This window comes from Arthrobacter sp. KNU-44 (assembly GCF_051843155.1).
GTDB lineage: Bacteria > Actinomycetota > Actinomycetes > Actinomycetales > Micrococcaceae > Arthrobacter.
Map to the genome: position 1 here is coordinate 212,359 of NZ_JBPXNG010000002.1, position 22,773 is coordinate 235,131.

At 61.0% G+C, this 22,773-nt stretch carries 21 protein-coding genes, 1 tRNA gene and 1 pseudogene; 8 read left to right on the forward strand and 15 right to left on the reverse strand.

Annotated elements, in window-relative coordinates:
- Position 1: 1 nt before the first annotated feature.
- Both ACSVHC_RS01780 and ACSVHC_RS01785 read left to right on the forward strand, forming a co-directional pair.
- Positions 2-985: pseudogene (locus ACSVHC_RS01780) on the forward strand (DinB/UmuC family translesion DNA polymerase); the annotation flags it as partial.
- Positions 986-1,052: 67 nt separating this feature from the next.
- Entirely contained in the window at positions 1,053-1,589 is a 537-nt protein-coding gene (locus ACSVHC_RS01785; RefSeq protein ID WP_439180543.1) for a GIY-YIG nuclease family protein, read from the forward strand.
- A gap of 123 nt (positions 1,590-1,712) precedes the next feature.
- Here ACSVHC_RS01785 and ACSVHC_RS01790 read toward each other — a convergent pair whose 3' ends face one another.
- From ACSVHC_RS01790 to ACSVHC_RS01825, 8 genes are all read right to left on the reverse strand, one after another.
- A complete protein-coding gene (locus ACSVHC_RS01790; protein WP_439180544.1) occupies positions 1,713-2,225 on the reverse strand; it encodes a single-stranded DNA-binding protein in 513 nt (170 codons plus the stop codon).
- 54 nt (positions 2,226-2,279) lie between these two features.
- A complete protein-coding gene (locus tag ACSVHC_RS01795) occupies positions 2,280-3,449 on the reverse strand; it encodes an ArdC-like ssDNA-binding domain-containing protein (protein WP_439180545.1) in 1,170 nt (389 codons plus the stop codon).
- 78 nt (positions 3,450-3,527) lie between these two features.
- Complete coding sequence (locus ACSVHC_RS01800) at positions 3,528-4,037, reverse strand: hypothetical protein (RefSeq protein ID WP_439180546.1); 510 nt, start codon at positions 4,035-4,037, stop codon at positions 3,528-3,530.
- Complete coding sequence (locus ACSVHC_RS01805) at positions 4,024-5,841, reverse strand: type IV secretory system conjugative DNA transfer family protein (protein ID WP_439180547.1); 1,818 nt, start codon at positions 5,839-5,841, stop codon at positions 4,024-4,026. The genes ACSVHC_RS01800 and ACSVHC_RS01805 overlap by 14 nt, the downstream gene beginning before the upstream one ends.
- Positions 5,841-7,196 carry an ATP-binding protein gene (locus tag ACSVHC_RS01810; protein ID WP_439180548.1) on the reverse strand — a complete coding sequence of 452 codons (1,356 nt, stop codon included), beginning with the start codon at positions 7,194-7,196 and terminating at the stop codon, positions 5,841-5,843. Before ACSVHC_RS01810 ends, ACSVHC_RS01805 begins: the two co-directional genes overlap by 1 nt.
- Positions 7,197-7,297: 101 nt before the next feature.
- Positions 7,298-8,794 carry an SCO6880 family protein gene (locus ACSVHC_RS01815; protein WP_439180549.1) on the reverse strand — a complete coding sequence of 499 codons (1,497 nt, stop codon included), beginning with the start codon at positions 8,792-8,794 and terminating at the stop codon, positions 7,298-7,300.
- Positions 8,787-10,184: a type IV secretion system protein gene (locus ACSVHC_RS01820; protein WP_439180550.1), complete on the reverse strand. Its 1,398-nt coding sequence runs from the start codon at positions 10,182-10,184 to the stop codon at positions 8,787-8,789. The genes ACSVHC_RS01815 and ACSVHC_RS01820 overlap by 8 nt, the downstream gene beginning before the upstream one ends.
- A 12-nt stretch (positions 10,185-10,196) precedes the next feature.
- Complete coding sequence (locus ACSVHC_RS01825) at positions 10,197-10,484, reverse strand: hypothetical protein (RefSeq protein WP_078108165.1); 288 nt, start codon at positions 10,482-10,484, stop codon at positions 10,197-10,199.
- Positions 10,485-10,715: 231 nt separating this feature from the next.
- On the opposite strand from ACSVHC_RS01825, the gene ACSVHC_RS01830 reads away from it, so the two are divergent.
- Positions 10,716-11,366: a hypothetical protein gene (locus ACSVHC_RS01830; protein WP_439180551.1), complete on the forward strand. Its 651-nt coding sequence runs from the start codon at positions 10,716-10,718 to the stop codon at positions 11,364-11,366.
- Positions 11,363-14,227, forward strand: coding sequence for a hypothetical protein (locus ACSVHC_RS01835; protein WP_439180552.1), 2,865 nt, complete (start codon positions 11,363-11,365; stop codon positions 14,225-14,227). Before ACSVHC_RS01830 ends, ACSVHC_RS01835 begins: the two co-directional genes overlap by 4 nt.
- 101 nt (positions 14,228-14,328) lie before the next feature.
- Here ACSVHC_RS01835 and ACSVHC_RS01840 read toward each other — a convergent pair whose 3' ends face one another.
- The 3 genes from ACSVHC_RS01840 to ACSVHC_RS01850 all read right to left on the reverse strand — a co-directional run bounded on the left by ACSVHC_RS01840 (position 14,329) and on the right by ACSVHC_RS01850 (position 17,120).
- Positions 14,329-15,372: a C40 family peptidase gene (locus ACSVHC_RS01840; protein WP_439180553.1), complete on the reverse strand. Its 1,044-nt coding sequence runs from the start codon at positions 15,370-15,372 to the stop codon at positions 14,329-14,331.
- 71 nt (positions 15,373-15,443) lie between these two features.
- On the reverse strand, positions 15,444-16,169 hold the full coding sequence (locus ACSVHC_RS01845; RefSeq protein WP_439180554.1) for a hypothetical protein: 726 nt from the start codon (positions 16,167-16,169) through the stop codon (positions 15,444-15,446).
- A gap of 51 nt (positions 16,170-16,220) precedes the next feature.
- Complete coding sequence (locus tag ACSVHC_RS01850; protein ID WP_439180555.1) at positions 16,221-17,120, reverse strand: sigma factor; 900 nt, start codon at positions 17,118-17,120, stop codon at positions 16,221-16,223.
- A 190-nt stretch (positions 17,121-17,310) separates the two neighbouring features.
- Here ACSVHC_RS01850 and ACSVHC_RS01855 point away from each other — a divergent pair, with 190 nt between their 5' ends.
- On the forward strand, positions 17,311-17,634 hold the full coding sequence (locus ACSVHC_RS01855) for an ArsR/SmtB family transcription factor (RefSeq protein ID WP_439180556.1): 324 nt from the start codon (positions 17,311-17,313) through the stop codon (positions 17,632-17,634).
- Here the strand turns inward: ACSVHC_RS01855 and ACSVHC_RS01860 are convergent.
- A complete protein-coding gene (locus tag ACSVHC_RS01860) occupies positions 17,588-18,094 on the reverse strand; it encodes a hypothetical protein (RefSeq protein WP_439180557.1) in 507 nt (168 codons plus the stop codon). The two genes, ACSVHC_RS01855 and ACSVHC_RS01860, sit on opposite strands and share 47 nt — an antisense overlap.
- 223 nt (positions 18,095-18,317) lie before the next feature.
- Here ACSVHC_RS01860 and ACSVHC_RS01865 point away from each other — a divergent pair, with 223 nt between their 5' ends.
- Together ACSVHC_RS01865 and ACSVHC_RS01870 are read left to right on the forward strand one after the other, a co-directional pair.
- The gene (locus ACSVHC_RS01865; protein ID WP_439180558.1) at positions 18,318-18,596 is read left to right on the forward strand and encodes a winged helix-turn-helix domain-containing protein; all 279 of its coding nucleotides are present in this window, start codon (positions 18,318-18,320) and stop codon (positions 18,594-18,596) included.
- A 92-nt stretch (positions 18,597-18,688) separates the two neighbouring features.
- On the forward strand, positions 18,689-18,937 hold the full coding sequence (locus ACSVHC_RS01870) for a hypothetical protein (RefSeq protein WP_268022675.1): 249 nt from the start codon (positions 18,689-18,691) through the stop codon (positions 18,935-18,937).
- 34 nt (positions 18,938-18,971) lie between these two features.
- Here ACSVHC_RS01870 and ACSVHC_RS01875 read toward each other — a convergent pair whose 3' ends face one another.
- Both ACSVHC_RS01875 and ACSVHC_RS01880 read right to left on the reverse strand, forming a co-directional pair.
- Positions 18,972-20,102: a tyrosine-type recombinase/integrase gene (locus ACSVHC_RS01875; protein WP_307054459.1), complete on the reverse strand. Its 1,131-nt coding sequence runs from the start codon at positions 20,100-20,102 to the stop codon at positions 18,972-18,974.
- Positions 20,103-20,188: 86 nt separating this feature from the next.
- Positions 20,189-20,270, reverse strand: a tRNA-Leu gene (locus ACSVHC_RS01880).
- Between the two features lie 196 nt (positions 20,271-20,466).
- Here ACSVHC_RS01880 and ACSVHC_RS01885 point away from each other — a divergent pair.
- Positions 20,467-21,072 (forward strand): ANTAR domain-containing response regulator, encoded by a 606-nt coding sequence (locus tag ACSVHC_RS01885; RefSeq protein WP_269993486.1) that lies wholly within the window; start codon positions 20,467-20,469, stop codon positions 21,070-21,072.
- A gap of 180 nt (positions 21,073-21,252) precedes the next feature.
- Here ACSVHC_RS01885 and pyk read toward each other — a convergent pair whose 3' ends face one another.
- Positions 21,253-22,752, reverse strand: a complete 1,500-nt coding sequence (gene pyk / locus ACSVHC_RS01890; RefSeq protein ID WP_437773299.1) for a pyruvate kinase — start codon at positions 22,750-22,752, stop codon at positions 21,253-21,255.
- Positions 22,753-22,773 lie beyond the last annotated feature (21 nt).

Consider the following 22,773-nt stretch of genomic DNA (forward strand, 5'->3'; position numbering starts at 1 on the left):
GGTGAGAATCTACAGCATTGATGAATGCTTCCTGGGCGTCAAAGGATCCGGTGAGGATCTGCTGGCCCTGGGGCGGGCGATGAAGGACGCCTGCCGGACACACGTCGGTGTGCCCGTCTGCGTGGGCATTGCCCCCACGAAAACCCTGGCAAAGCTCAGCAACAAGTGGGCCAAACACAACCCTGTCTTCGAGGGTGTGTGCCGGTGGGAATCCGTGCCTGCGGCCGAGCGTGAAGCGCTCATGTCCCGGCTGTCCGTGAGCGAGATCTGGGGTGTGGCCACCAGGCTCACGAAACGCCTGGCCGGGATGGGGATCTACTCGATCCTTGACCTGTCCAAGGCGAATCCCGTGGCGATCCGGGACAAGTTCTCCGTGGTGATGATGCGGACCGTGCTCGAGCTGCAAGGAACCCCCTGCATCCCCATGGAGGAAGAACGGATAGGACGGGACCAGCTGATCTTCTCCCGGTCCTTCTCCAAACCGATCACGACGACGGCGGACATGCGCCAGGTCATGAGCGTATACGCGCAACAGGCCAGCGCCCGCCTGGCAAAACACGAGCTGCAAGCCAAAGTACTGACCGCCTTCGCCGGCACGTCCTACTACAGCCCCGGCGACACGTCCTACCCGTCAGTGTGCGTGGCGCTGCCGATGCCGACCGCCGACCCGGTGATCCTCACCAAAGCGGCCCATGCCCTCATGCCCAGGATCAACGACGGCGTGAAATACGTCCGCGCCGGGATCATGGTCACCGACCTGCGCCCAAGCGGAAACCAAAAACCCCTGGAGCTGTTCGAGAACGTCCACGAGGAACGCGGAATCGGGCCCCTCCTCGAAAGCGTCAGCAAGCGCTACGGACGGGGTTCGATCGGGCTAGGCCACGCCGGCATCAAAGGCGGCCCGGACTGGACAATGAAACGCGACATGCTCTCCCCCAGATACACCACCCACTGGGACGAACTACCCCTCGTCAAAGCCGCCTAATTCGCAATACCTCACGCAAAAAGAAAAAGGTTCATTGAAGCGTCCTGACGAACGTTGCCCGCGAAATATGCGTGCCGGACTCGGCAAGGAACGCAGCCGTCTACTGAACGCCCTCCACGCAATGCGTGCCTCGGGCGAATCAGATTCCGACTTGGAGCTCCGGCTTAGGGCCATTGATGACGCGATCGCCAAGAACGACTTCCGTGCTGCAAACATCCGCGCTGGCTACATTTATGTCATTTCCAACCGCGGAGCGTTCGGCGACGATGTCGTCAAGATCGGCCTGACGCGACGCCTCGAACCAACCGAACGCGTGGCCGAACTCAGTGGGGCATCGGTGCCCTTTCGCTTTGACATCCACACCCTGTTCTTCTCCGAAGATGCCGTCACACTCGAGAACGAACTACACAAACACTTTGCTGCCGCGGCGCTCAATCAAGCCAACCCCCGCAAGGAATTCTTCTTCGCGACCCCAGCCGAAGTGCGTGAAGTACTGTTGGAAAAGATGGGAAACCTACTCGAGTTCAGCGAGCACGCGGAAGCTAGTGAATACCTCCAATCCGTCAATCTATGGCCAAGTCGCCCATCTTTTGGGCCACGCTGATACGAGAGAACAATCGCGGTATTGAGGGTTGATAGAAGCGCCTCCTTAATCCTGAGCTTCCGGGAAGAACAGGATCAAGGAGGCGCTTCGTTCTCGCGAACCAATTCTCCCCGAGCTCACCGACTAGTAACTCATCTCATTCCCCGCCGCTGCCCCGAAAGGGGGCACCACCACCGGGCTCTTTGTAGCGATGTTGTACACAGGCGAGGCGGCCTCCGCTGAAGCCGACGCCTGCAGATCTGCCCCAATGCCGGCCTCCGGCCCAGCAACGGCAGTGTGCGCCGATCGCTGATAGACGGCTGTACCGAAGCGCAGGTCCGGGCCGATCGTGTCGGCAACGATGCGGCGGGCTTCTCGCTTTTCACCGTCCTTCTCGTAGGAGCGAAATTCGAGCTCGCCCGCCAAAGTAACGGGATCGCCCTTCTTCAGTGAGTTCGATGCATTTTCAGCTAGAGCCCGGAAAGCCGAGACGTTGTGGAAGACGGGTTCACCGTCCTGCCAGGTCCCGTCGGCTCCCTGGATTCGCTGGTTCACGGCGACGCGGAGCTTGGCGTGGGCCACTCCGGACTCGCCGTAGGTGAGCTCAGGGTTGGCGACGAGGTTGCCGGCGATGCTGATCGGGATTTTAGTGCTCATTGTTCTTTCCTTTCCGGTCCCAGCGGGACTCTCCCGCCGGGCAGACAGTTTGAGTCAGACTCCAGGGCCCGCGATTGTGGGCCCGTCTATCGACGCCGCGGGCTGCCCTACGCCGATGTAGGACACCGCCTGGTTGAACCGAGGATCGGCTTCGACGCCCGGAACCTTGCCCCCGAAGCCAGGTGGATGGGTGACTTCGAGGATCCCCTTCGATGCTGCTGTGACTCGTCCGAGCGCGGACTTCGCTATGTCAACGCGGGAGGCTGGAAGTTTGCGGTCCGTACCCGTCGCCAAACCCCCACTTTCCGTCTCGATGACGGCGTCTGCCCATCCGGCCAGGTAGGAGGCCGATTGTGGTCCGCGGTCGATCCCGTGGGCACGCAGCACGGTGTAGGCGACAGACTCGGCTTCGACTTCGGCAAGCCCGCGGTGGTCTGCACTGCTGCCGTAAAGCCGCCCGACGGCGTCGTCCGGGCCGTGCAGCAGTACGTGCCCGAGCTCGTGGGCGAGCACCGCGGTGCGCTCCTCGGTGCTCAGCCACGCTCCCACTTGGACGCGGTGCTTGGCGAAATCCGTGTAGCCGCTGGTGAGTCCGTATTGGGCGGCGTCGACGTGGACTTCGAAGCCGTGCCGGTGAGCGACCTCTGCCAACGATCCGAAAAGCTGTGAGGCGTCGACGCCGGGCCCGGTGCCGTCCCGCGGTACGAGCAGCGGAGTCCCTTGGGTTTGCGAGACGTCAAAGACTGCCTGGCCGCGCCACCCGGTGATGACCGTCTTCTTTCCGTCGTCAATAGCGCCACTGGGAACCTTCTCTCCGACGCGAATCCGCTGCCGTGTCCCGTCGGGAAGCGTGAATTCCTGCATGCGTGCTGTGCGGGGCGCAATCACCCACAGGGCGTGCTCACCCTTGAGCACTGCGCGGCCGTGGCGTTCCCATTCCCTGTACCCCGCGACGAGTGTGGGCTCTTCGGTACCGCGCTGTGCCATCTGCATCATAAGGAGGGCCACGTTCCCGCCGGAGTATCGCCAAAGGGTGGCCGAAGCGTCCAGCAGTACCTGCCAGTGGGAAGGGGATTCAACGGCTTGTTCCAGGATCGTGTGGAGGCCCTCCGTCAGGACGGCGATGCGTTCCTCCGGTGTCATCCGCGACTTGCCCAAAGCCACCAAGCCGGGCGCAGGATCCTGCGTTTCGGAGCGCGATACGCCCTCACCTCGAGTAGCCACGGCAGCCACCTCCATGCTTCTTGGAATCCGTAAACGCGGATATCTGTTCATGTCCGCAGATGCGCGGACTGCATGACTTCAGAACTCGGCCCCGAGTTGATGGTGAGCTGCCTGCCACTCAATGAACTCCGGACCATCGACCCTGAGGACTCTTGAGATGGGTTCTTTGTGCGACTGCAGGCCGACGCAGCCAGCTGTCCGGGTGTGGGTTCGGAGGCGTTCGACGGCGAGTGGGAGCCGTTCGTGAAAGGCCAACGGCCCGAAGCCGGCATCGTCGGCGGCATAAGACGCCTGTTCTGCCCGTTGCAGGGCATACAGCTCCGCGACGATCTCGGAATGCCTCCACCAGCAATCGGGCACGACCGAAGTCGTCAGTTGATAGGTCGCGACCAGCCATCTCGCCCAGTCTGCGAGCGCACCCCAGACGCTTTCGGCCTGCTGAGCACTCATGTCCCGCCAGCGATAGGTCGTGCCCTGCAAACCGTTCGGAGCTCGGAAGGCCGAGCGGAACAGCTCGGCTGTCAGCTCGTCGTCGTCCGCTCCGGCTGAGGGAATGTCAAAGTGTTCGACATCGTCATAGTTCCCCATCGCTGGTTCCTTCGGCTATTTGCTGTCGCAGTTTGTGCCCTTCGGTGAGGGCGCGTTCCGTCTCTGCCTTGGAGCGTCCAAGTTCGACTGCGTCCTTGCGCTTGTGCCATTCGCGCAGGTCCAACAGGATCGGCCTGGTACGTCGGCCGAGCATGAGGGCGGTGCCGGCCGGCAGGCGGCGGATCTCATCGAGTGCGATGACCGGTCTCTCCCGGATCTGCTCGCCATCCTGACGGCCTTGGGAGGACCATGAGCGCGTAGTCAGCGTGAGGCTCCGCTCGCCCAGCAGTCCCGCAAGCGAGCGGAGGTCACGTTCATCGGACCCACCGCCGAAGATCACTTTGATGATGGCCGAATCCCAGATAGTGGCGGCCTCGTCGATGGACCACCCTGTCCGAGCCTGAGAGAGCGACTGCAGCACGACGAGCGTTGAGATGCCGATGCCTCCTCCGTCCGAAAGGGCAATGGGCAAGCCGGGCCAGGGAGCAAGGTTGGCAATCTCGTCGAGTATCAGAGACAGAGGTGGATCGAGCCGACCGCCCGGCGAGACGAACGCCATTTCCCGGGCGGCATCGTCGATGTCGTCAATCAATGCCGAAAGATAAGGGCCTGCCGCTGCGGCCCCCGCTCTCGTACCGATCAGATAGAGCGTTCCCCGATCTCTGATGAAGCTCTTTGGATCAAATTCCTCCGATTCGTCCTGGGGGTCCAGCGCAGCCAGGACTTTCGGCGAGGACAGCGGAGCCACGGCCGCCGAGACCCCAATCCAAGAGTTGGAGGTGTTCCTTGGATCATCTTCAAGGATCCCCATCAGATCTGCCTGCCACCCCAATGCAGCCCCTGGGCGGCTGAGAACCTCCACAGCCTCACGAGCCAACACCGGACTCGAGGACCAACGCCGAAAGGCTCGGACCCCCTCCCCGGACAACGCCGCGGCGTGAAGCAAACACTGAAGGACTATCAGGGAGCGCTTCTGCCACGCGGCGTTTTCGCCCTTCATCTCCGTATCGGCGGTGATGACCAAGGCGCGGCGCGTGGCGATATCCGGGTCCTGGCAGCCGCGGACCGGAGACCAACGCAGCGAGGACGGCAGTCCGGACATTCCTTGCGGATCGAACACGGTCACAGGCCTATTGCCCGTGGCGCGAGCTTTCATCGTGACCACAAGATTGTCCGCCCGGGTGGACGTCGTCACCACGGCGCCGGGCGCATCGAGGATGGCATTGATCACCACGTAGAGTCCCTTGCCCGAACGCGGCGCACCCTGGATCACCATCGATTCTTCAGTTGAGACGTGAATCGTGACACCGCGCGAGCGTCCGAGCGTCCAGGAAAGGTCCTGAATGCTCGGGTTGCTCAGCCCGGGACGCGTGAACTTCCCCCGCCTCCGGACGGCCCCGGCGCCGAAGTCGTGCAGAATCTCGGAGCGGCGCGCGATGCCATCTCGGTTCAAGATCTCTTGCCGCAGCCATGCCCCCGATTGCTTCCATCTTCGCCAAGCCCAGATCCCACTCACCGCGAGCGCGGCGACCGCGACCAGTACCGGGGCGACCAGCCACCAGACCTCGCCCGTGCCGACGTCGCAGCCGGGATCGTGGCGCACAATCCAATCGATCCGGCCAGTGAAGAGTCCGACGGCGGCCGCCGGGTTGGGCGGCGACGCTGGCGAGGTGCCGCACCGACACGTGACGACGAGGCAGGTGGCTCCCTGAACCAGGAACGAAAGGCTCACGAAACCGGAGAGCGTGACAAGTCCGGCGGTGATGAGGGGGCTGGTGTTTCCTGCGCGCGAGTGCGTGAACATCAGATCATCCGGTCGTCGGTGCCGAAGATTTCCAGCTCGTCGGTGGTGACGCGGTTGGCAACGATGAAGGAGCGGTTTCCGACCTTCCAGAGTCCTACGCCCTTGGGAAGGTTCTCGACGTGTTCGCATTCAGCTTCGGTCAGGCCGAGGGCTTCCTTGGTCAGGCGCATGGCGTCGTGCTTCTGGCGGTAAATGATCCGGGTGTCGGCCTCTGTGAGGAGCCCAAGGGCTTTCTGGCGGTGTCCGCTGGTGCTGTCGCCGATCTCGTTGAGATCGGCCACCTTGTGCATGATGAGCAGATTCGCGATCCCGTAGGTGCGCGCCAGTCGCCACTGCTCGCTCATTTTGGCCAGCATGTAGGGATCGGCAAGCATCCGCCAACCCTCGTCGTAGACTACTAGCCGCTTGCCGCCGTCGGGATTGGTGACCGCCGCTTCCAGCCAGGTCGCCCCGCACGCCGCGGCTAGTGACAGGGCCTGCTCAGAGGCACCGATCAGGGCGGAGGTATCCATCACCATCATCGGCGCATCAGCATCGAACGCGACCGTGGAAGGGGCATCGAACATTCCTTCCAGATCACCGGAAACAGTGCGCCGCAGCGAATGGCTGACAGCGGTGCCTCCGTCCCGGCCGACAAGCCCGATCGTTTCCTTCGAAGGGTTCAGCAGATGTTCAAGGACCATGGGCAGCGTCGGGTTCGAGTTCTGGGCCACGGTCTCCATCAGCGCCATATCCAGCGCTGTATGCTCGACGGGCCGGAGCGGCATGCCCTGCCGCATGAGGGACACCAACGCCACCAAGAGGTAGCGACGGCGTTGGCGCACCACGGCCTGCCACTGCGCCTCACTCAGCGCGCTGGAACGCGGACCCGCGTCGAGGGGGTTCACGCGGGCTGAGCGGCCCGGGCCGACTGAAATGACCTTGCCACCGATAGCTTTGGCCACGGCTACCCATTCGCCCTTTGGGTCTGACGCGACCGCGGCCTTGCGTCCTAAGGTGATCGAGCGGGCCACCAACGATTTCCCGCACATGGACTTGCCAGTGCCGACAGTGCCGATGACAACTATCGACGGGCCACTGATGACACCCTTGTCATAGAGAATCCACGGATCGTAGGAAAATGCTCCAGATCCAAAGACGTCCGTGCCGATGTACGTTCCCTCGTGGCCCAGACCCGATTCTGTGATGAACGGATAGGCGGCAGCAAACGTCACCGTGGAAGCGCGGTGCGGTGCCGGACGCAGCCGATGCGGGCCACGCAAAGAGTTTGGTTCCCGGCTTCCCCAATCAGAACCGCACTCGGTACCTTCCAGACGACCATCGACCACTTCTCCGAAGCCCCTCAGCGCAGACATCCACGATCCGCTCTCCTGCGGGCGTTCGCACCGGCGTCGTTCCTTCCTTTCCCGGCGGTTGCCACCAGACGGGAGGTATTGAACATTCTGGATGGTCCGCTTCATCGCAGCCCCCTCCCAAGCGGAAGGGCACCGGCCACAAAGGCCGCCCACTGCTGCCCCGCCAGTAACCGCAATTCAACGAAAGCTCCTGCCGCCGCTGATTCAAGCTCCTGCCTGTGTCTCGCGAGATCCTCGAGTGCGGCCGCCGTGATCGTCACGTAGGCTGCTGGCCGCACGTCACCGTGGCCAGCGACGATCTCTTCCTCCCGCTGGGCCACCTCCTCTTCTTCCGCCTTTTGTTCACGCGTGAGGGGCCTGTCGAACCTCGTGTTGATTCGCCGTCGGGTTTCGTGGGCTTCCTGGGCCGAACGGATATCCCGCAGCGCTTCAGTTGTGGGCACTGCCCTGATCACTTCAGTTACCGTGTGACGGAAATCTCCCACGTAGATCAGCGGATGTAGAAAGCCCGGAAAGACCTTCTGCCGCGGCCACTCAGCGATCCAGAACGTTTGATGAAAACCGGAGTCGGTGCGCACATAGGTCCAGTGCTCCTCGACTGCCATTGGCCCCGACGGCAGTTTGGAATCCGACTCACTTTCGGGGTCAGGGTGCGCGCCAACTGGCGCCAGCGGCCGAACGGGAGCGGCGACCGCGGCCGGGTCGAAGGCACCGCGTAACACGTGAAGGATTTCGCCCTCGGGGAGCCACTCTTCGACCTTGACGTTGTGGGTTCCCAGCGCGGTGGTCATGGCCTCGACTTCAAGCCGGAGCACGCGTTCTACGCCCACCAGTCCCCCGCCGGACTCCTTGATCCGGCGCCGGGCCTTGGCCGTGTCCACAACCAGGATCAAAAGCAAATCATGGCTCATCGTTGACCCAGCTGCAGAAATCAGATCCTCATACGAACGCTCGCCCCAGCTCAGTTCTCGTGTTTCTGCGATCCGATGCGGTACGGCGCCTTCGTAGAAGTCACGCAGCGCCTGCGATGGATACGGAACCGTGTAGTCCTGGACTGCAATTCTCGCCACAGAGCTTCGCTGGGCCATACCTGCCTGAACACGGGACCAAGCCTGCACTGCCCAGGCCTTGTCGTCGGAGTCAAGGAGCGCAAAAGACCTTGTGCTGCACCGCAACACCGCGAGGGCCTCCTTGCCCCGGGCGTCAATGATGAACGACTCGCCCCGCGAGGTTCGACGCAGCTCGAGGTTTCCCAATCCGCCCGGGAGCGCCAGGTGGCCCGCCAGGACTGCACGCTCGGGCCTGACGAAAAACCGCGTCTGGTTGAGGACTGATCGGTAGAAGAACACCACGACGTGGCTGACCCATACCGGATATGGAATCCGCGAGTACTGCAGCAATCCGAGCAACATTAGCGTGAGCCACATTGGTCCAGACGCGAAAAGTCCGACCGGTCCGTTAGCGGCTGAGGCCACGCTTGCCACTAGGACGCCACCCGCCAGGAGGAGCAACTGATACCACTTCAAGCCCATGAACAGACCGCGACGTTCGTAGCGAGGAAACTTGACGGCCTCGAGGGTGCGTGAATTTTCAGACACTGGAATCACTGTCTTTCGCGGGCTGGACAATCGTTCTTGGTCGGACCGGTGGTGGCACTGTCGGCGCTATCGATGGAGAGGCATTAGGAACAGACGAGGGGGGTGACGCTGAAGGCTGCGGCGACTCGTCAGTGACACTGGCAGCCGACTGACCGGACGGCGATCCTGCCCTCGTGTGCGGTCCGCGGGTTGCCCGCGCCAGAGACGATGCAGGACCGGGAGCTGACCCGCCGACGTCGAGCATTAAGGTAGGGCCGCTTCCGACAAAAGGTCGCGACGCTGTTGTGCCAGCCGGCGCTCCCGGAAGTGGCACTTTGGGCGGCAATGTGGTCGTCGGAAATTGGGGGCGGCTGGACGGGATCGGGCGAGTTATCGACGAACGTGCAGCCATGCCAGCGAGCGTGAATCGGCCACCCGTCTGGCGGCTGATCTGCCTTGCAGTGAAGCTAGAGCTGCGCGAAAGAAGATGACCGCCGCCAGCAGTTTGGGCGGCCGCCGCCAGTTCCCCGCCGGCGAAACTTACCAACCGTAAGGCCATCAGAGGAGCGCCGCACGCCAGTGTCATTCCGACGACGCCGGCGGCCAGGCCGGCGAACGACTTCGACTCGGCGAAGAGCTTGATGGCGACCGCCAGAACCGTCGCGGCCAGAAGCTTGGCGATGAGCAGGGCGACAACGATCTCGCACCACCGCCGTGCCCAGGATTTCGTTTTCTCCCACGGCATGAGCATGAGAGCAACCGGAGCGACGGCGGCAAGCACGATAAGCGCGAACGACCGGAAGATCATCGAGCACATGAGGATGAAGGCCAAAATCCAGACAACAATCACGGCCATCGCCGTGACAATCACGGCCCCGGCCGCCCCGGTGCTCGACCCTGGGGCCAGCGACACCACGTTCCAGTCCCGGCCGGATCCCGCGGGCGCCCGTTCGAATCCGAAGAGCCTCATGAAGACCACGTACGGATCCGTCCCCATCGAGTCGAGGATTGCTTGCGACGCGGAGTCGCCGATGTGAGTGAGCTTGCGAGCCAGGAAAACTGCTCCTGCAACCATGGGAATGGCGGCTGCACCGCCTACCAGCGCCCTCACCAAACGGCGGGGCTGTTGGCTGATCAGGCCCGATAGAAGCTGAAGGATCATGGTCACGACGAGCGGCGTCATCATGACCACCACCCACCAATTCGTCAGCCCCTGCACGGCGATCCATTGCGAGTCATCAACGTTCGAGACGCTGAATGCCCCCGTGATAAATGACCAGATCCACGACGCGATGTTCTGGAGAATGTTCGCAAACAGGGCCGTGACGGCTCCGAGGAACCCATCGTTTGCCTGGGAGACAAGACCACATCCGGGCGGCCACCATCCGTCCAGGTCACACTGAACCGGCATGACAGATCGGACCTAGAATCCGAGCGGGAATGCCGATTGAGACCAGAGAATATAGCCGTTGATGCCGCCAAGGATCGCAGCCACCGGGCCAGTCCAAAGCAAGATCATGCCACCGCCGGACGCCAGCCGCGACGACTGGCTCAGCTTGCCGGCCAGAAGCATTGCAGCGCCGACGATCGCCACGATAGCGATCACAATGAAGGCACCGACGAGGATGCCGCCGCCGATCTCTTTTAGCGAAGCAAGAAAGGGAAAGTTAGGATTCGGGGTTATCCCGGGATCCACCGCTGCCAGCAACATCGAGTGCTCCGTCCGTCGTCTTCCACAGGAATGAGCTATTTGGGCTCACGACTTCATGGCTGCGGGTGCGGTGGAACGACATGACCTTTTGTCTTGCAGTGAATAGGTGCCAGCACACACGTCGGCCCGACTCTCTCGCGTTGCCCAACGAGTAGAGTCGAGCCCTGAGTGCAATATCGTGGAATCCGTCGCGGATTCGGGTAGCGCGAAGCGAATAGGGGTTGAAGCTCGGTGCCTGATGAACGTCAAACGCGCGTAATTGAAGTGCTGGAGAACCGAAGCCCGAAACTCGCCGGTATATACAGGACCGCTTTGGACTTGTTCTCTTCAGTAGCCATCCCCGGTTGCGAGACCAGCCGAATCGCGGTCATCTGTCACTGCATGCGTGAGCTGATGGCAGGTCTACCAGATGTCATGTCCGAGTACTCGATCCCACGCCCCCGCCCATCGGCGGGGACCCTGCTGAGACAGCTTCCTGGGCTACTGGCGGGACACCCCGATGCCGATCTAGGACTCGATCAGGACCTTATTCCAATTCCCCGAGCTGTTGCGCAGGCACTTGCCTCTTTGATTAGCACGGCCACTCAGGAGGAAGGACGTAATCGTGCCAACGCAGCCGCGCTAGTGACGGGAGGACCTGACGCCGACCACCCGGTAATCAGCCAATGGACGAAAACGTACAACTATTTTGTGGGCTGGGCTCATCTGGACCGCAACCACGAGGAGCGTCGATCGCTGCCGGGCGACGACGATCTGGCAGAGAAGATGAAAGTTGTAGAGGACGTGATCGAAGTGCGAACTGCCCTCTTCTTCGAGAATCTTCACGCGCTGGAGGATCTACTCGCTGAGATCAACAATGTCGATGAGGAGAATGCGTCATGACAGGCTTCAAGCCGCCCGCCCCCAGACAGGTCGAGGAGGCCTTGCGCCGAATCCCGACACGGCCACTGCGTCGTGCGTTCTTCGAGGGGTTGAAGAATCCCCTGTGGGTAGAACCCTTGGCGAGGGCGGGCATGTTCGATAATCCTCCGGAACCCGAAGTTACAGACGACGGCCTTATTCAAGACTTCTACTGGCCCGAAATTGATTACCTGATCCGAGTAGCGCCGGCATCACCTCAGGCCGTTGTAGATGTGCTGCTAAAGCTTGCAGATAGCAACAATGCTTGGGTGCGGCGAGCCGTGTTCACGATTGGCGCCTCTATCCCGGCGGACAATGCCGCCGCGCTGAAACCGCTGCTCAAGAAATGGGAAACGGGCGGATTCGGATGGCGAAGCGACCCTCGCGATATGGTCAGCATGGTTGTCAATCTGCTCCAGGGCGGGCAGGACAAAACAGGCAAATGGCTGGCCAATTTGTTGTTCCGTCCAAGCGCATCGGAGAACAAGCACAAGGCGGCGCTCGCACTTGATGAGTATTGGTATGACGACGGCTTGCCCCGCGTCGCTAAAGCACTTGGCGATGACGGTCTCAAGACAGTTCTGCCTTGGTTGGAAGCCTACGAGCGTCATTCCGGACATCTGACGGACACATTCGATATGACAGAGATGTCGCGCGAGTCGATCCGCCACAGGAGCGATAATTACCCCTCAGTTGAACATTCGCTCATCGAGACTGTCCGGGATCTTGCAACGGGGTCAATGGCTTCAAAACCCCAAACGACCAAAACGATCCTGACCAAGAGCCCGATGACCTTGGCACGCAAGATATTGCTTTACGCCGTCGCCGAGACTCTGTTAAACAGCGATGAACAGACCTCGACTCATGTGGGGGACGATTTGCATACAATTGCCGAGGAACTCCTGAGCGATAATAGGCTCCGTGACGACTCGTACCGGATTGAACTTGGCGAGCTTGCCCGCGCGGTGGGAAAGCGTCGTCCATCAGCACTAGATCCGCTCATTGAGTTCATCTCCGCGGGCCCCCAGAAAAAATTGAGTGAGTTGCAGGAACGTCTTCGGAGGGATGACGAAGACACGCCTGAAGTGCTACAAGCTCGTGTTCAGCTGGTCTTCGACAGCTGGAAGCATAGGTGGCTCTCGGCCATCGGAGGTGAGGTGCTACCACCGACGCTTCAACCGGTCTTGGCTGAACTCGACTCAAGACTCGGCGTTATCGACGCACCGCTTTCACCCGTGCCCCGTCTAACCACCTGGAGTGGGCCGAACGGTCCCATATCCCGCGATGACATGTCCGTCATGAGTCCCGCAGAATTGACCGCCCATCTGGCGAGCTGGCATGACACCGCCGACGGTTGGGGACCTGGGCCCTCACACGAGGGACAAGGGCGAGAATTGTCGGCTTTGGTCGCTACGAACCCACGAGTGCTAGCCGGCGCTCCTGACCTCGTCGACCGATTGCGGCCTACCTATCTGCGCGCAATCCTGCAGGGATGGGAGGCCGCCCTCAAGGCGGCCCTTCAACTCGAATGGCTTGAAGTAGCCGATCTAATCTCCGGCGTACTCGCTCATGCGGACGCGTCATCCTTCCCCATAGAGGGCGGCGAATGGGACGATGACGTCGACTTTCGTTGGGCCAAGAACGCAGCGGTCAGTTTGCTCGAAGAACTTGCTAAGAAGCGAGACAACCCTTTGATTCCGCCCCAAGCGGCATCGATCTTCGCCGGCCTCCTGATCAATAAAGCGGATGACGAAGTCGCCTGGAAGGAGTATGACGCCAACCAAAACGAGAGCGGGATGGATCCTCTGAATCTCTCGATCAACCGACAATGGCCAATTCGCCTACACGGATTGATCAATCTGATGTCCCATGGCCAAGACGCGCCGTGGTATGAAGAAGCACGCGCATCGTTTGAACGCGAACTCGAAAAAACAGATCGGCACGGGGCATCGCGAGCCATTGTGGGCGAGAACCTCGGCCGGTTACTCACCGTCGATCCGGACTGGCTCAATGCGCGGGCCGTGGACCTCTTCGGCTCTACCGATGGAGTGTCGCCCAACCAGCAGATTGCCCTGACGACCACACTGGCTGTCCACTACTACCACCCGGCTCTCTACGACCTGTTGGCGCCTTCGCTGGAAACAGCTATTCGGTCAGCCGAGCCACTTGCCTCAGGGTGGCGCGGTGAGTCCACGCCCCAACAACGCATCGGTGAATGGGTCGTCACCGCGATTATCCAGGGACACAAACCGATGGACGATCCGCTCGCTGAAGCATTCTTCACCGTGACAGAACCCAAGGTCCGAGGCAAGGCCATTGGGCACATCGCATGGTCTTTCATGCACGCCGAATCAGTTGATTCCGAGATTCGAGATCGCTTCGCTGACCTTTGGGACGCTCGGGTCAAGCACGTGCGCTCACAACCGGAGGACAAGAATGAGCTGAACGAGTTCTACTGGTTCGTCAGAAGTGGCAAGTTCGATCCTGCATGGTGGCTTCCTCGATTGAAGGAAGCGGTACAACTAGATCCAGATCTTGCTGGCGGGCGCTTCATGATGGGCAAACAAATCGCAAGCGCAGCCGACGCGGACCCGCGTCAAGCGTTCGATGCGACCAAGATACTTCTTTCGAATCGCCAAGAAGCAGGAATGCCCACTTGGGATCTCACTCAGAACGCAGTGCCAATGGTCATTGCGAGGGCCATTGTCTCGGGCGATAAACAACTGAAAGAAGAGGTGATTCTATTCATGAACGAACTGGGAGAGAAAGGCGATCAGGGGCTCCAGAAGGCCGTCAACGACGTGTTGAACGGCAAGATCACTCAAGACAACGTAGGCGAATAGGCTACGACCCAACCAGCTTCGGGCGATGGATCAGCCCATGCTAAGGGGTGTTTAATGCGACTTCCGGTGTTCCCCAGGCTTTCGCTGCACTCAGCTTGAAACTATCCAAGCAGATCAAAGTACGCAGTGCCCACGTTCCAATCGACAGGATGCCTCAACGTCCCGACAGCTGGGTTGAGCGCGCTGTACATCAAGCCATCACCGGCATAGATGCCGACATGCGCCCAGTTGTCGGGCCCCTGCGGATTCTGCACCACCAAATCCCCCGGCTGCGGATTTTCCGTTCGGTGCCCCACGGTCCACTGATCTACACGCGGGAGGTTGATTCCCACCTGCTTATAGATCCACTGAACGTAGCCGGAGCAGTCCCACGCTTTGAACGCTGATCCACCCCAAACGTACGCCCCACCCAACCCTTCCTGAGCAAAGTGCAGGATGTCCTTGCGGATCTGGCTCAGATTCGTCGGCATGGCCGGCGCCAAACCGTTAGGGGGGCTATCGCAAGAAGCCGGTGCAGCGTCACCTGCGAGCGCGTCAACGATTGCCGTTGCCTCAGGTTCCCACCGCGCGTACAGCTCTGGAAAGGCAGACACCTGTACAGCTTGGGCAGCCTTGCCCTTATCCATAGATTGCCAAGTAGGGACATCAAGCAGCCCGGGCGGGCTGCCATGATTGGGGCCGCTCGGTCCGCCGTAGAAGGCCCGCGCATTGTAGCTAGGGTCCATTAGTTGCTCGATAGTCCCCCACCCGGCGGCTGGACGTTGCTGGGCGGTGCCAAGGGAGTCGTGGTCGCTGCCGACTCCATCATGCCGAACCAAGAGCGAAGCGGGAACATTCGAGTTCGCCAGCACCCTCAGTCCGGATTCCTGGAGGGCCATCATGATCGCGATGATTTGGCCGTCCCGCGGCACTCCCAATTGTTTTCCGACGGCAATGTAGATCCGGGCGACCGACACCTGGCCCGAAACTAGAGTGGTGGGCGCCAGGCTGTGTGGCTTGATCTCGAGACCGCCGGTTCCATCCGCGGGCGGCTGGCCATTGGCGAGCGCACCGAACGAGCAAGCACTAGCAGTGGTCGCCGAGTTGGCGGCAAACACTGCCACGCCAGCACAGAACGCAAGGGCGCAGATCATGGTCAGTGCCATAATCACAGCCATACATGCCCGCAGAATAGCGCGGTGCTTCGCAAAGCCGACCAGAACCGCGGGAGCAGGCATCAGTAGACGATCATGCTCGGCGTCGCGTAGAAGCCAACGACTACACAATGATCGATCGGGGCTGTAGTGGCCGGCGGACAATTCACCATGACGCTCACGGGAGCTGCATAGGCGTTGCGGTCCGTGTTCGATTGATCCACAACGCTCAGAGTGGCTGTGCAGACGTGAAGCCCAACCCAGGGCGCCGGGTGGTCGCGCACCTTGGCCAGCTCGCCGTCGCACACAAGGGAGTGGACCGTCGCCGAACGGCGCGCCTGCTCCCCCGCCAAGGCTGCATAGGTTCCAGCGCTGACGCCGGTTGCTTCGAACTCCTGTACAAACACCGTCAGCGGGTTGGACCCGTCCGGCAGAACGTCCCACCAGTCCCGCAGTCGGGAGTAGACCTCAGAGTACGACGACGTTCTCGTGTCCCAGGTGTAAATCGCCGTCGCTGCCACGGAAGCGAGCCTGCGATAGTCCGTTGTGCGTGGTTCTCCGATCGCGGGTGGAGTCTCCACCGCGGAAGCCGCCGTCGGCGATGCGACTGGCGACAAGGTCGACGACGCCGCCGGGCCAGTATTTGCCTGGCCCGGCGTCGAAAGTGAAGCCGGCTCCGTTCGGGTCCCGCCGGCAGGAAGCGCAAGAATGAACATTGCCACCGCCACGCTCAGAATTGCCAGGACGCCGATCCACCAGGACCGCCGTTTCTCTGAGCCAAGCGGTGTACGCCTCTGCAACAGCCCCATGTCTGACTCCTTCTCCCCTTCATTGCAAGCAGTACAGGCTCACAACATGACTCAAGGGACCGTTGTCATTCCATTCCGGAGAATCCTCCACGACGCCTGATACAGCCGCCGGGCGAATCCAATCTGCACGGCCACATAGCGTTCGGTTACCCCGAGCTCCGCGGCCAAAGATTCCAGGGCTCGGTTCCTCTCCGGCCCACGAACACCTCGACGAACAATGCTGGCGGCAACTCGGCGGAGGACTAGCGTCGGCAAGCATTCAGCTGCGTACTCGCAGAGATCTTCCATGCTGCGGACGTCGGCCGGCTCCACGTCCAATGCACTTTGAACAGTCTTCGCCGTCTGGCGCACCACTGTCACCGCATGCCACCGGCGGCGATCCTGTGGCGAAGGCGGACTGTACCGACGCGGCGAAGTAAGACTGTCCATCGCCAGGCCCCAAACGCTCTCATTCACACTCGCCCGGGTCAGGACAATAATCGCTCGTGCCCATTCCTGGTCTATTACCCCGTCAGCGCCTCTGTCCCGGTTCCGGTCCATAGCCAGGAGCGCGAGCGCGTCAGACGAAGCCGGGCAATCTCCGCAGCTTGGTTCGATCAGGAGCGGTAGCGTCTGATGGGCCAGCTCGCGACGAATGTGTGCGGCGCATACGTTGCCGGTCACTCCCTGCACCCACGCCTCGAAGCGAACACCGGGGAGTTGGCGATAGTGCCCGCGTGCGACTCCATCCCAGACGGCCAACCGGATATCTTGCATGACGTCGTCCGCATCACATGCTCGGCCGATCCGGGAAAGGTGGGAAACGACGTAACGTCGTACCCCCTCGACAGCCACCATGATCTGGTCAACGGGGATTGGCACAGGCTCGAAAGGCCTGGTCAAAGAAATATCAATGGTCGCTGGTATTGGCTGTTTTTGTTGGGCTTGATTCGCCCCGTCTTCGACACTCATTGTCTTCACCGCTTCGACAAAGCAGACTCCAGTAGTCCGACGCGGGTACCCCGCGCGTGAGGGTGTCAGCCCAGAATCGACCCCACCCACAATCGCATCAAAAGCTATGCAAACTATTGTCAAGAGTAATTAAAGTATCGTCAAGACTGCGAGTCTTACTTTTCTGTACACCTTCCGTAAGAATGGTTCCATGCCAAGGATTACCCAGCCCCACGACGACGCCTGGTCGTCCGACGTCGAGGCTGCCGTCGCGACTTTTGGCAATAGATCGCGGAACGAAATCCTCCGCTATCTTTCAGCGCACGGCCCGGCAACCCGAGGGGACATCGTGGATGCAGTGAGTGCCGGCGAGCCAAGCGTGGCCAAACACCTGTTAGCCCTCGAAGAGTCCGGCGCTATCAATGTGGACGTTGAACCAGGCCGGAGGCACGGCCGGTCACCTCGCTATTCAGCGAACGCTATCCGCATTAAGGAACTTCTGGATGCTCATCTTCAGTATCTGATGGAGAGCTAGCGGCAGCCTCCTCGGCGGCAGGATGCCGACTGATGTCCTTATTGAGATACTCGGAGATCACTCGAAGAGTCTCCGGCGAGACATCTCCTAGAGTCCGGGCGGCGAAGGACTTCACCCGTGCCGCACGGAGGGACTTGACGAACTCAAGCTGGGAATCAATGCGTTCCGGCAAATCAGCATTGCAGCCAACAAGAAGGTATGAACGGTCGACGTTGAAGATGTCGCACAAGGCGGTTAGCAATTCAGTATCGCTAACGAGGCGACCGCGTCCGTCCTTCATGTAGAACCAGCGGGCTCTGGAAAGCTTGATACCCCTTCCGGCCAGTTCATCCTGGACTTCGCGGAACGTCACAGGTTTTCCCCGCTCCGCTACCACTACGTCGAGGAGCAGATTCAGGCGTCGCGCAAGTTCCGCCTGTGGGGTGAGGGTGCCAGTCGAGCCCGACTCTTCACTTGGCATAGACACCCCCTCGGGACTTACTGGCGCGGTACGGCGAGATCAGTTTTCACGGCATTCACTGGTGTCCCCAGTATTTCGCGGGTGACCCTTGAGGGCAATGAGCCTATCCACGTTCACGAGGGCCTTCCCAGGTTCAGTAGTCAGGAGTAGCCTGCTGCTGTAGACCCGTCTACAACGGCAGTTTCTATCATTCCCAGGCCCGGTCTCCATGTCGAACATCTTGATGAACCGAACACGAAGCCAAATCATCCGTTTCCTTCTCAGGAATGGGCCCGCGAGCTGCAATGAAATCGGAGCCGAAATCCAGATCTCTCCGTCAGCCATCCGCCGGCAGATTGCACTTTTGAAGGGCGCCGCGCTAGTGGAATCTTCCGCCTCATCAAAGGTTTCAGCCTCTCCCCAGAACGTACGCGCGGCCGCCGAAGCCTTTTCGGCGACTCTATACGACCAGGGCCTGTCCCAGCAGGGCCTACGCCAGGTTCCGAAAATGCCCGCGAATTGACCGGTCAATGCGGCCACTTGGGCTTGGTCATGTCTATTCCTGCGTCCAGGATCATGAACTGCCAACTCCACTCACGAAATCGGGGACGGCAAATGGACCTTGAATTCTTCGAGCCGGCAGAGGCAGCTGCCCTTATGCGATGCACTGAGGCTTGGCTCCGCGACGGCGCTGCCACAGGCCGATTTCCTCACACATGCTGGGGCAAAGGAAAAATCATCTTCACCTCCGAGCACATCCTGGAAATCGCCCGACTGAGCGAGGTTCCGGCGCAGGCTGCACCGACGGCGGCCGCACGGCTCATCGGAACTCGTGCGAAAGGCCGACTGTCCCCGGTGAACTAATACGCGAACCGCGGGACTTCAGCGGCGCACATCATCAGTGAACGAATCCGGTGATCGAACGCTCTGTGGCGTCAGCACCTGCCTGCAGCGCTTGTGGCATCAGGTGACCGTATACCTGTTCCGTTGTCCGGGTAGAAGCGTGGCCGAGGCGCCGTGAAATGGTAAATAGCGACACTCCGTCTTGGATTAGCCACGACGCATGCGTGTGCCGGAGATCGTGAATACGTGGCGTCTTGCTCAGCCCAATTGCCTGCGCCGTCCGGACCGCCGGCACCCAGTAGTGATGCCAATACAACTTATGGACAATCCGCTGCCCTTTTGGAGTGGTGAACAGGAGTTCCTTTCCGGGGCGGCTGGCAACCAGAGGGATCAGTATTTCTACAAGTGCCGGATTGAGCCCGATGGTGCGCTTTCCAGCGCCGGTCTTCGTGGCTCCAACGTAAAACTGCGACTGCCCGTCCCGTTTCCAGGCCTTGTTGATCCGTACCGTGGGCGGCTTGGACAAAAGGTCGACATCACCCACGGTTAGCGCTGTAGCTTCTCCGAACCTAGTCCCAGTCATGACCAGGAAGTTCGTAAACGCCTTGTACCGCTCCCCCATGCCTTCCATGATCAAGCTGAATTCGGCGTGAGTGAGAAACATCGCTTCATCCTCAGCCCTGTCAAGGCTGGGCAGCTGCACGCCGCGACAAGGGTTCCGCGGGATGTATTGCAGCATCTCGGCGGTGTTCATCGCCGCAGAGATAAGACCGTGAACGTTGTGGATGGTCTTTGGGGAACGGCCCTTGGCCAACATCGACTTCACCCAGTGATTCATATGCCGGTAATCGAGCTTGTCCACCGGGATGTGACCGATGACGTTCCGCACATGAAGATCGAGCATCGTCTGGTAGGTCCGGGTGGTTCCACTTGATGGTCGAATCAGGAGGTCGATATGCTCCTGAATCACTTCGGCCACAGTTGGTACTTGGGACTTGTTCGCAAGGATTGCTTGCTGGGCAATTTCGAAGGATTGTCCGTTCGCATCCAACAACCGTTTAAGGGTCTCGGCTTCGGATTCGGAGGTGACAGTCAGGCCTTGTTGCTCGCGGCTCTTCGGGTCGCGCCAAAGCACCATAAAGGAGGATGTTCCGTCCCTTTTCGTGCGTTTGCGAATGCTGGCCACACAAAAATGTTAGATCCGTGTCAACACTTTTGGGGTTTTTGTCAACAGTCAGGGGCCAAATAGGCCCCTGACCTGCGACAACATTGTGCCCGAGGTGGGACTCGAACCCACACACCTTTCGATACCGCATTTTGAGTGCGGCGCGTCTGCCAATTCCGCCACTCGGGCGCGGAAACACCGAAACAAGACTAACCGACGTCGGGCTCTTCACAGAACTCAACGCTCCCTGTTGCAGTGCGCGAAACTACTCTACATGCAGATAGGCTAATTTCCAGAACCGGCTCGGCCGAGCAATAAATCATACGCAGGGACCGGGTGCAACTAAGATGGTTGAGAACCCGCCGTACGTCTTGAAGGAGATCCCGTGTCAGAACAGACGGAGTCCAAGCCCGCATCCCAGCCGGCACGCCGAGTAGTTGTCGCAGAAGATGAGACCCTCATCCGCTTGGACATCATCGAGATCTTGAAGGGCGAAGGCTACGACGTTGTCGGTGAGGCCGACAACGGTGAGAAGGCCGTCCAGCTGGCCGAGGAACTGAAGCCGGACCTGGTCCTCATGGATGTCAAGATGCCTGTCATGGACGGCATCTCAGCAGCGGAGAAGATCGTCAAGGCGAGGATCGCCCCCGTGGTCCTCCTGACGGCGTTCAGCCAGAAGGAGCTCGTGGAGCGCGCCCGCGACGCCGGGGCCATGGCTTACGTCGTCAAGCCTTTCACTCCGGCCGATTTGATCCCGGCTATCGAAATCGCACTGTCCCGCCATGAGGAGATCAGGGCCCTCGAGAACGAGGTGACCGACCTCCAGGAGCAGTTCGCCACGCGCAAGCTTGTGGAGCGTGCCAAGAGCCTCCTGACCACGAAGATGGGCCTCACGGAGCCGGAAGCCTTCCGCTGGATCCAGAAGACCTCCATGGACCGTCGCCTCAGCATGCGCGAGGTCGCCGAGACCATCATCAACCAGGTCAACTAGCACTCCCCCGCGAAGGGCGCCGCTTCCACGGGAAGCGGCGCCCTTCGTCGTCTCCGGCCAGCCGCCGACGCCGAACAGCACCCGCCGCCGACACGCCCCGTCCCCGACGAACGAAGCCCAGCCCAAGACAAAGGAGGCCCCGCCAAAAACGGCGGAGCCTCCTAAACAGCGCTAAAGAGATCAGGCCTTCGACTTGGCCTTCTTCTTTTCCGGCCACGGTCCGACCTTTTCCTTGCGGGCTGCGGCCTCTTCCACACGGGAAGTGTCCGCGAGGTCGCCCACCTTGTGGACCTTGAGCGAGTTCGTGGAACCAGCCTGTCCGGGAGGCGAACCGGCAGCGATGACCACGAGGTCGCCGTTCTCCACGATCTTCATCTCGAGGAGGCTGCGGTCCACCTGGGCCGTCATGGCGTCGGTGTGACCCACCATGGGGACCAGGACGGGCTGGATGCCCCAGGTCAGCGCCAGCTGGTTCCAGACGTGCTCCACCGGGGTGAAGGCGAAAACCGGCTTGACGGGACGCAGGCGGGACAAGCGGCGCGCCGAGTCGCCGGACTGGGTGAAAGTACAGATGTACTTTGCGTCCAGCTGGTCGGCGATTTCGACGGCGGCACGCGTGATGGCGCCACCGCGGGTCTTGGGCTTGGTACCCAGCGGAGGAACGCGCTCAAGACCGTGCTCTTCGGTGGACTCGATGATCCGGGCCATGACCTTGACCGTCTCGATCGGGTACTTGCCCACGCTGGTCTCGCCGGAGAGCATGACTGCGTCGGCGCCGTCGAGCACTGCGTTGGCGCAGTCCGAAGCCTCGGCACGGGTCGGGCGTGGGTTGTCGATCATCGATTCAAGGACCTGGGTGGCCACGATGACCGGCTTGGCCCAGCGGCGTGCCAGTTCGATGGCGCGCTTCTGGACGATCGGCACTTCCTCGAGCGGGAGTTCCACGCCGAGGTCGCCACGGGCAACCATGATGGCGTCGAACGCATCGATGATTTCGTGGAGCTGCTCCACAGCCTGCGGCTTCTCGATCTTGGCGATCACCGGCACGCGGCGGCCTTCTTCGTCCATGATTTCGTGTACGCGCTTGATGTCGGACGCATCGCGGACGAAGGACAGTGCCACCATGTCGACGCCGCGCCTCATGGCCCAGCGGAGATCGTCCTCGTCTTTTTCGCTCAGTGCGGGGACGTTGACGGCAACGCCGGGCAGGTTGATGCCCTTGTTGTTGGAGACCCAGCCGCCGACGGTCACCGTGGCGACCACCTTGACGTCGTCAACCTCGATGGCGCGCAGTGCCACCTTGCCGTCGTCGATCAGCAGTGCATCGCCGACGTTGACGTCTTCGGTCAGGCTCTTGAGTGTGGTGGAGCAGATGTCCTTGGTGCCCGGGACGTCCTCGGTGGTGATGGTGAAAGTGTCACCGACGGCGAGTTCGTGCGGGCCGTCGATGAATCGACCCAGGCGGATCTTCGGGCCCTGCAGGTCGGCCATGATGGCAACCGGCTTGTGAAGCTGGGCGGCGGCTTTGCGGACGTTCTCGTACGTGGTGTCGTGTACGGAGTAGTCGCCATGGCTCATGTTCATGCGGGCGACGTCGACGCCGGCTTCCAGCACCGCGAGGGTGTTGTCAAAGCTGGAAATTGCCGGTCCGAACGTTGCCACGATTTTTGCGCGTCTCATATACCTACCCTAGTAGTGTGC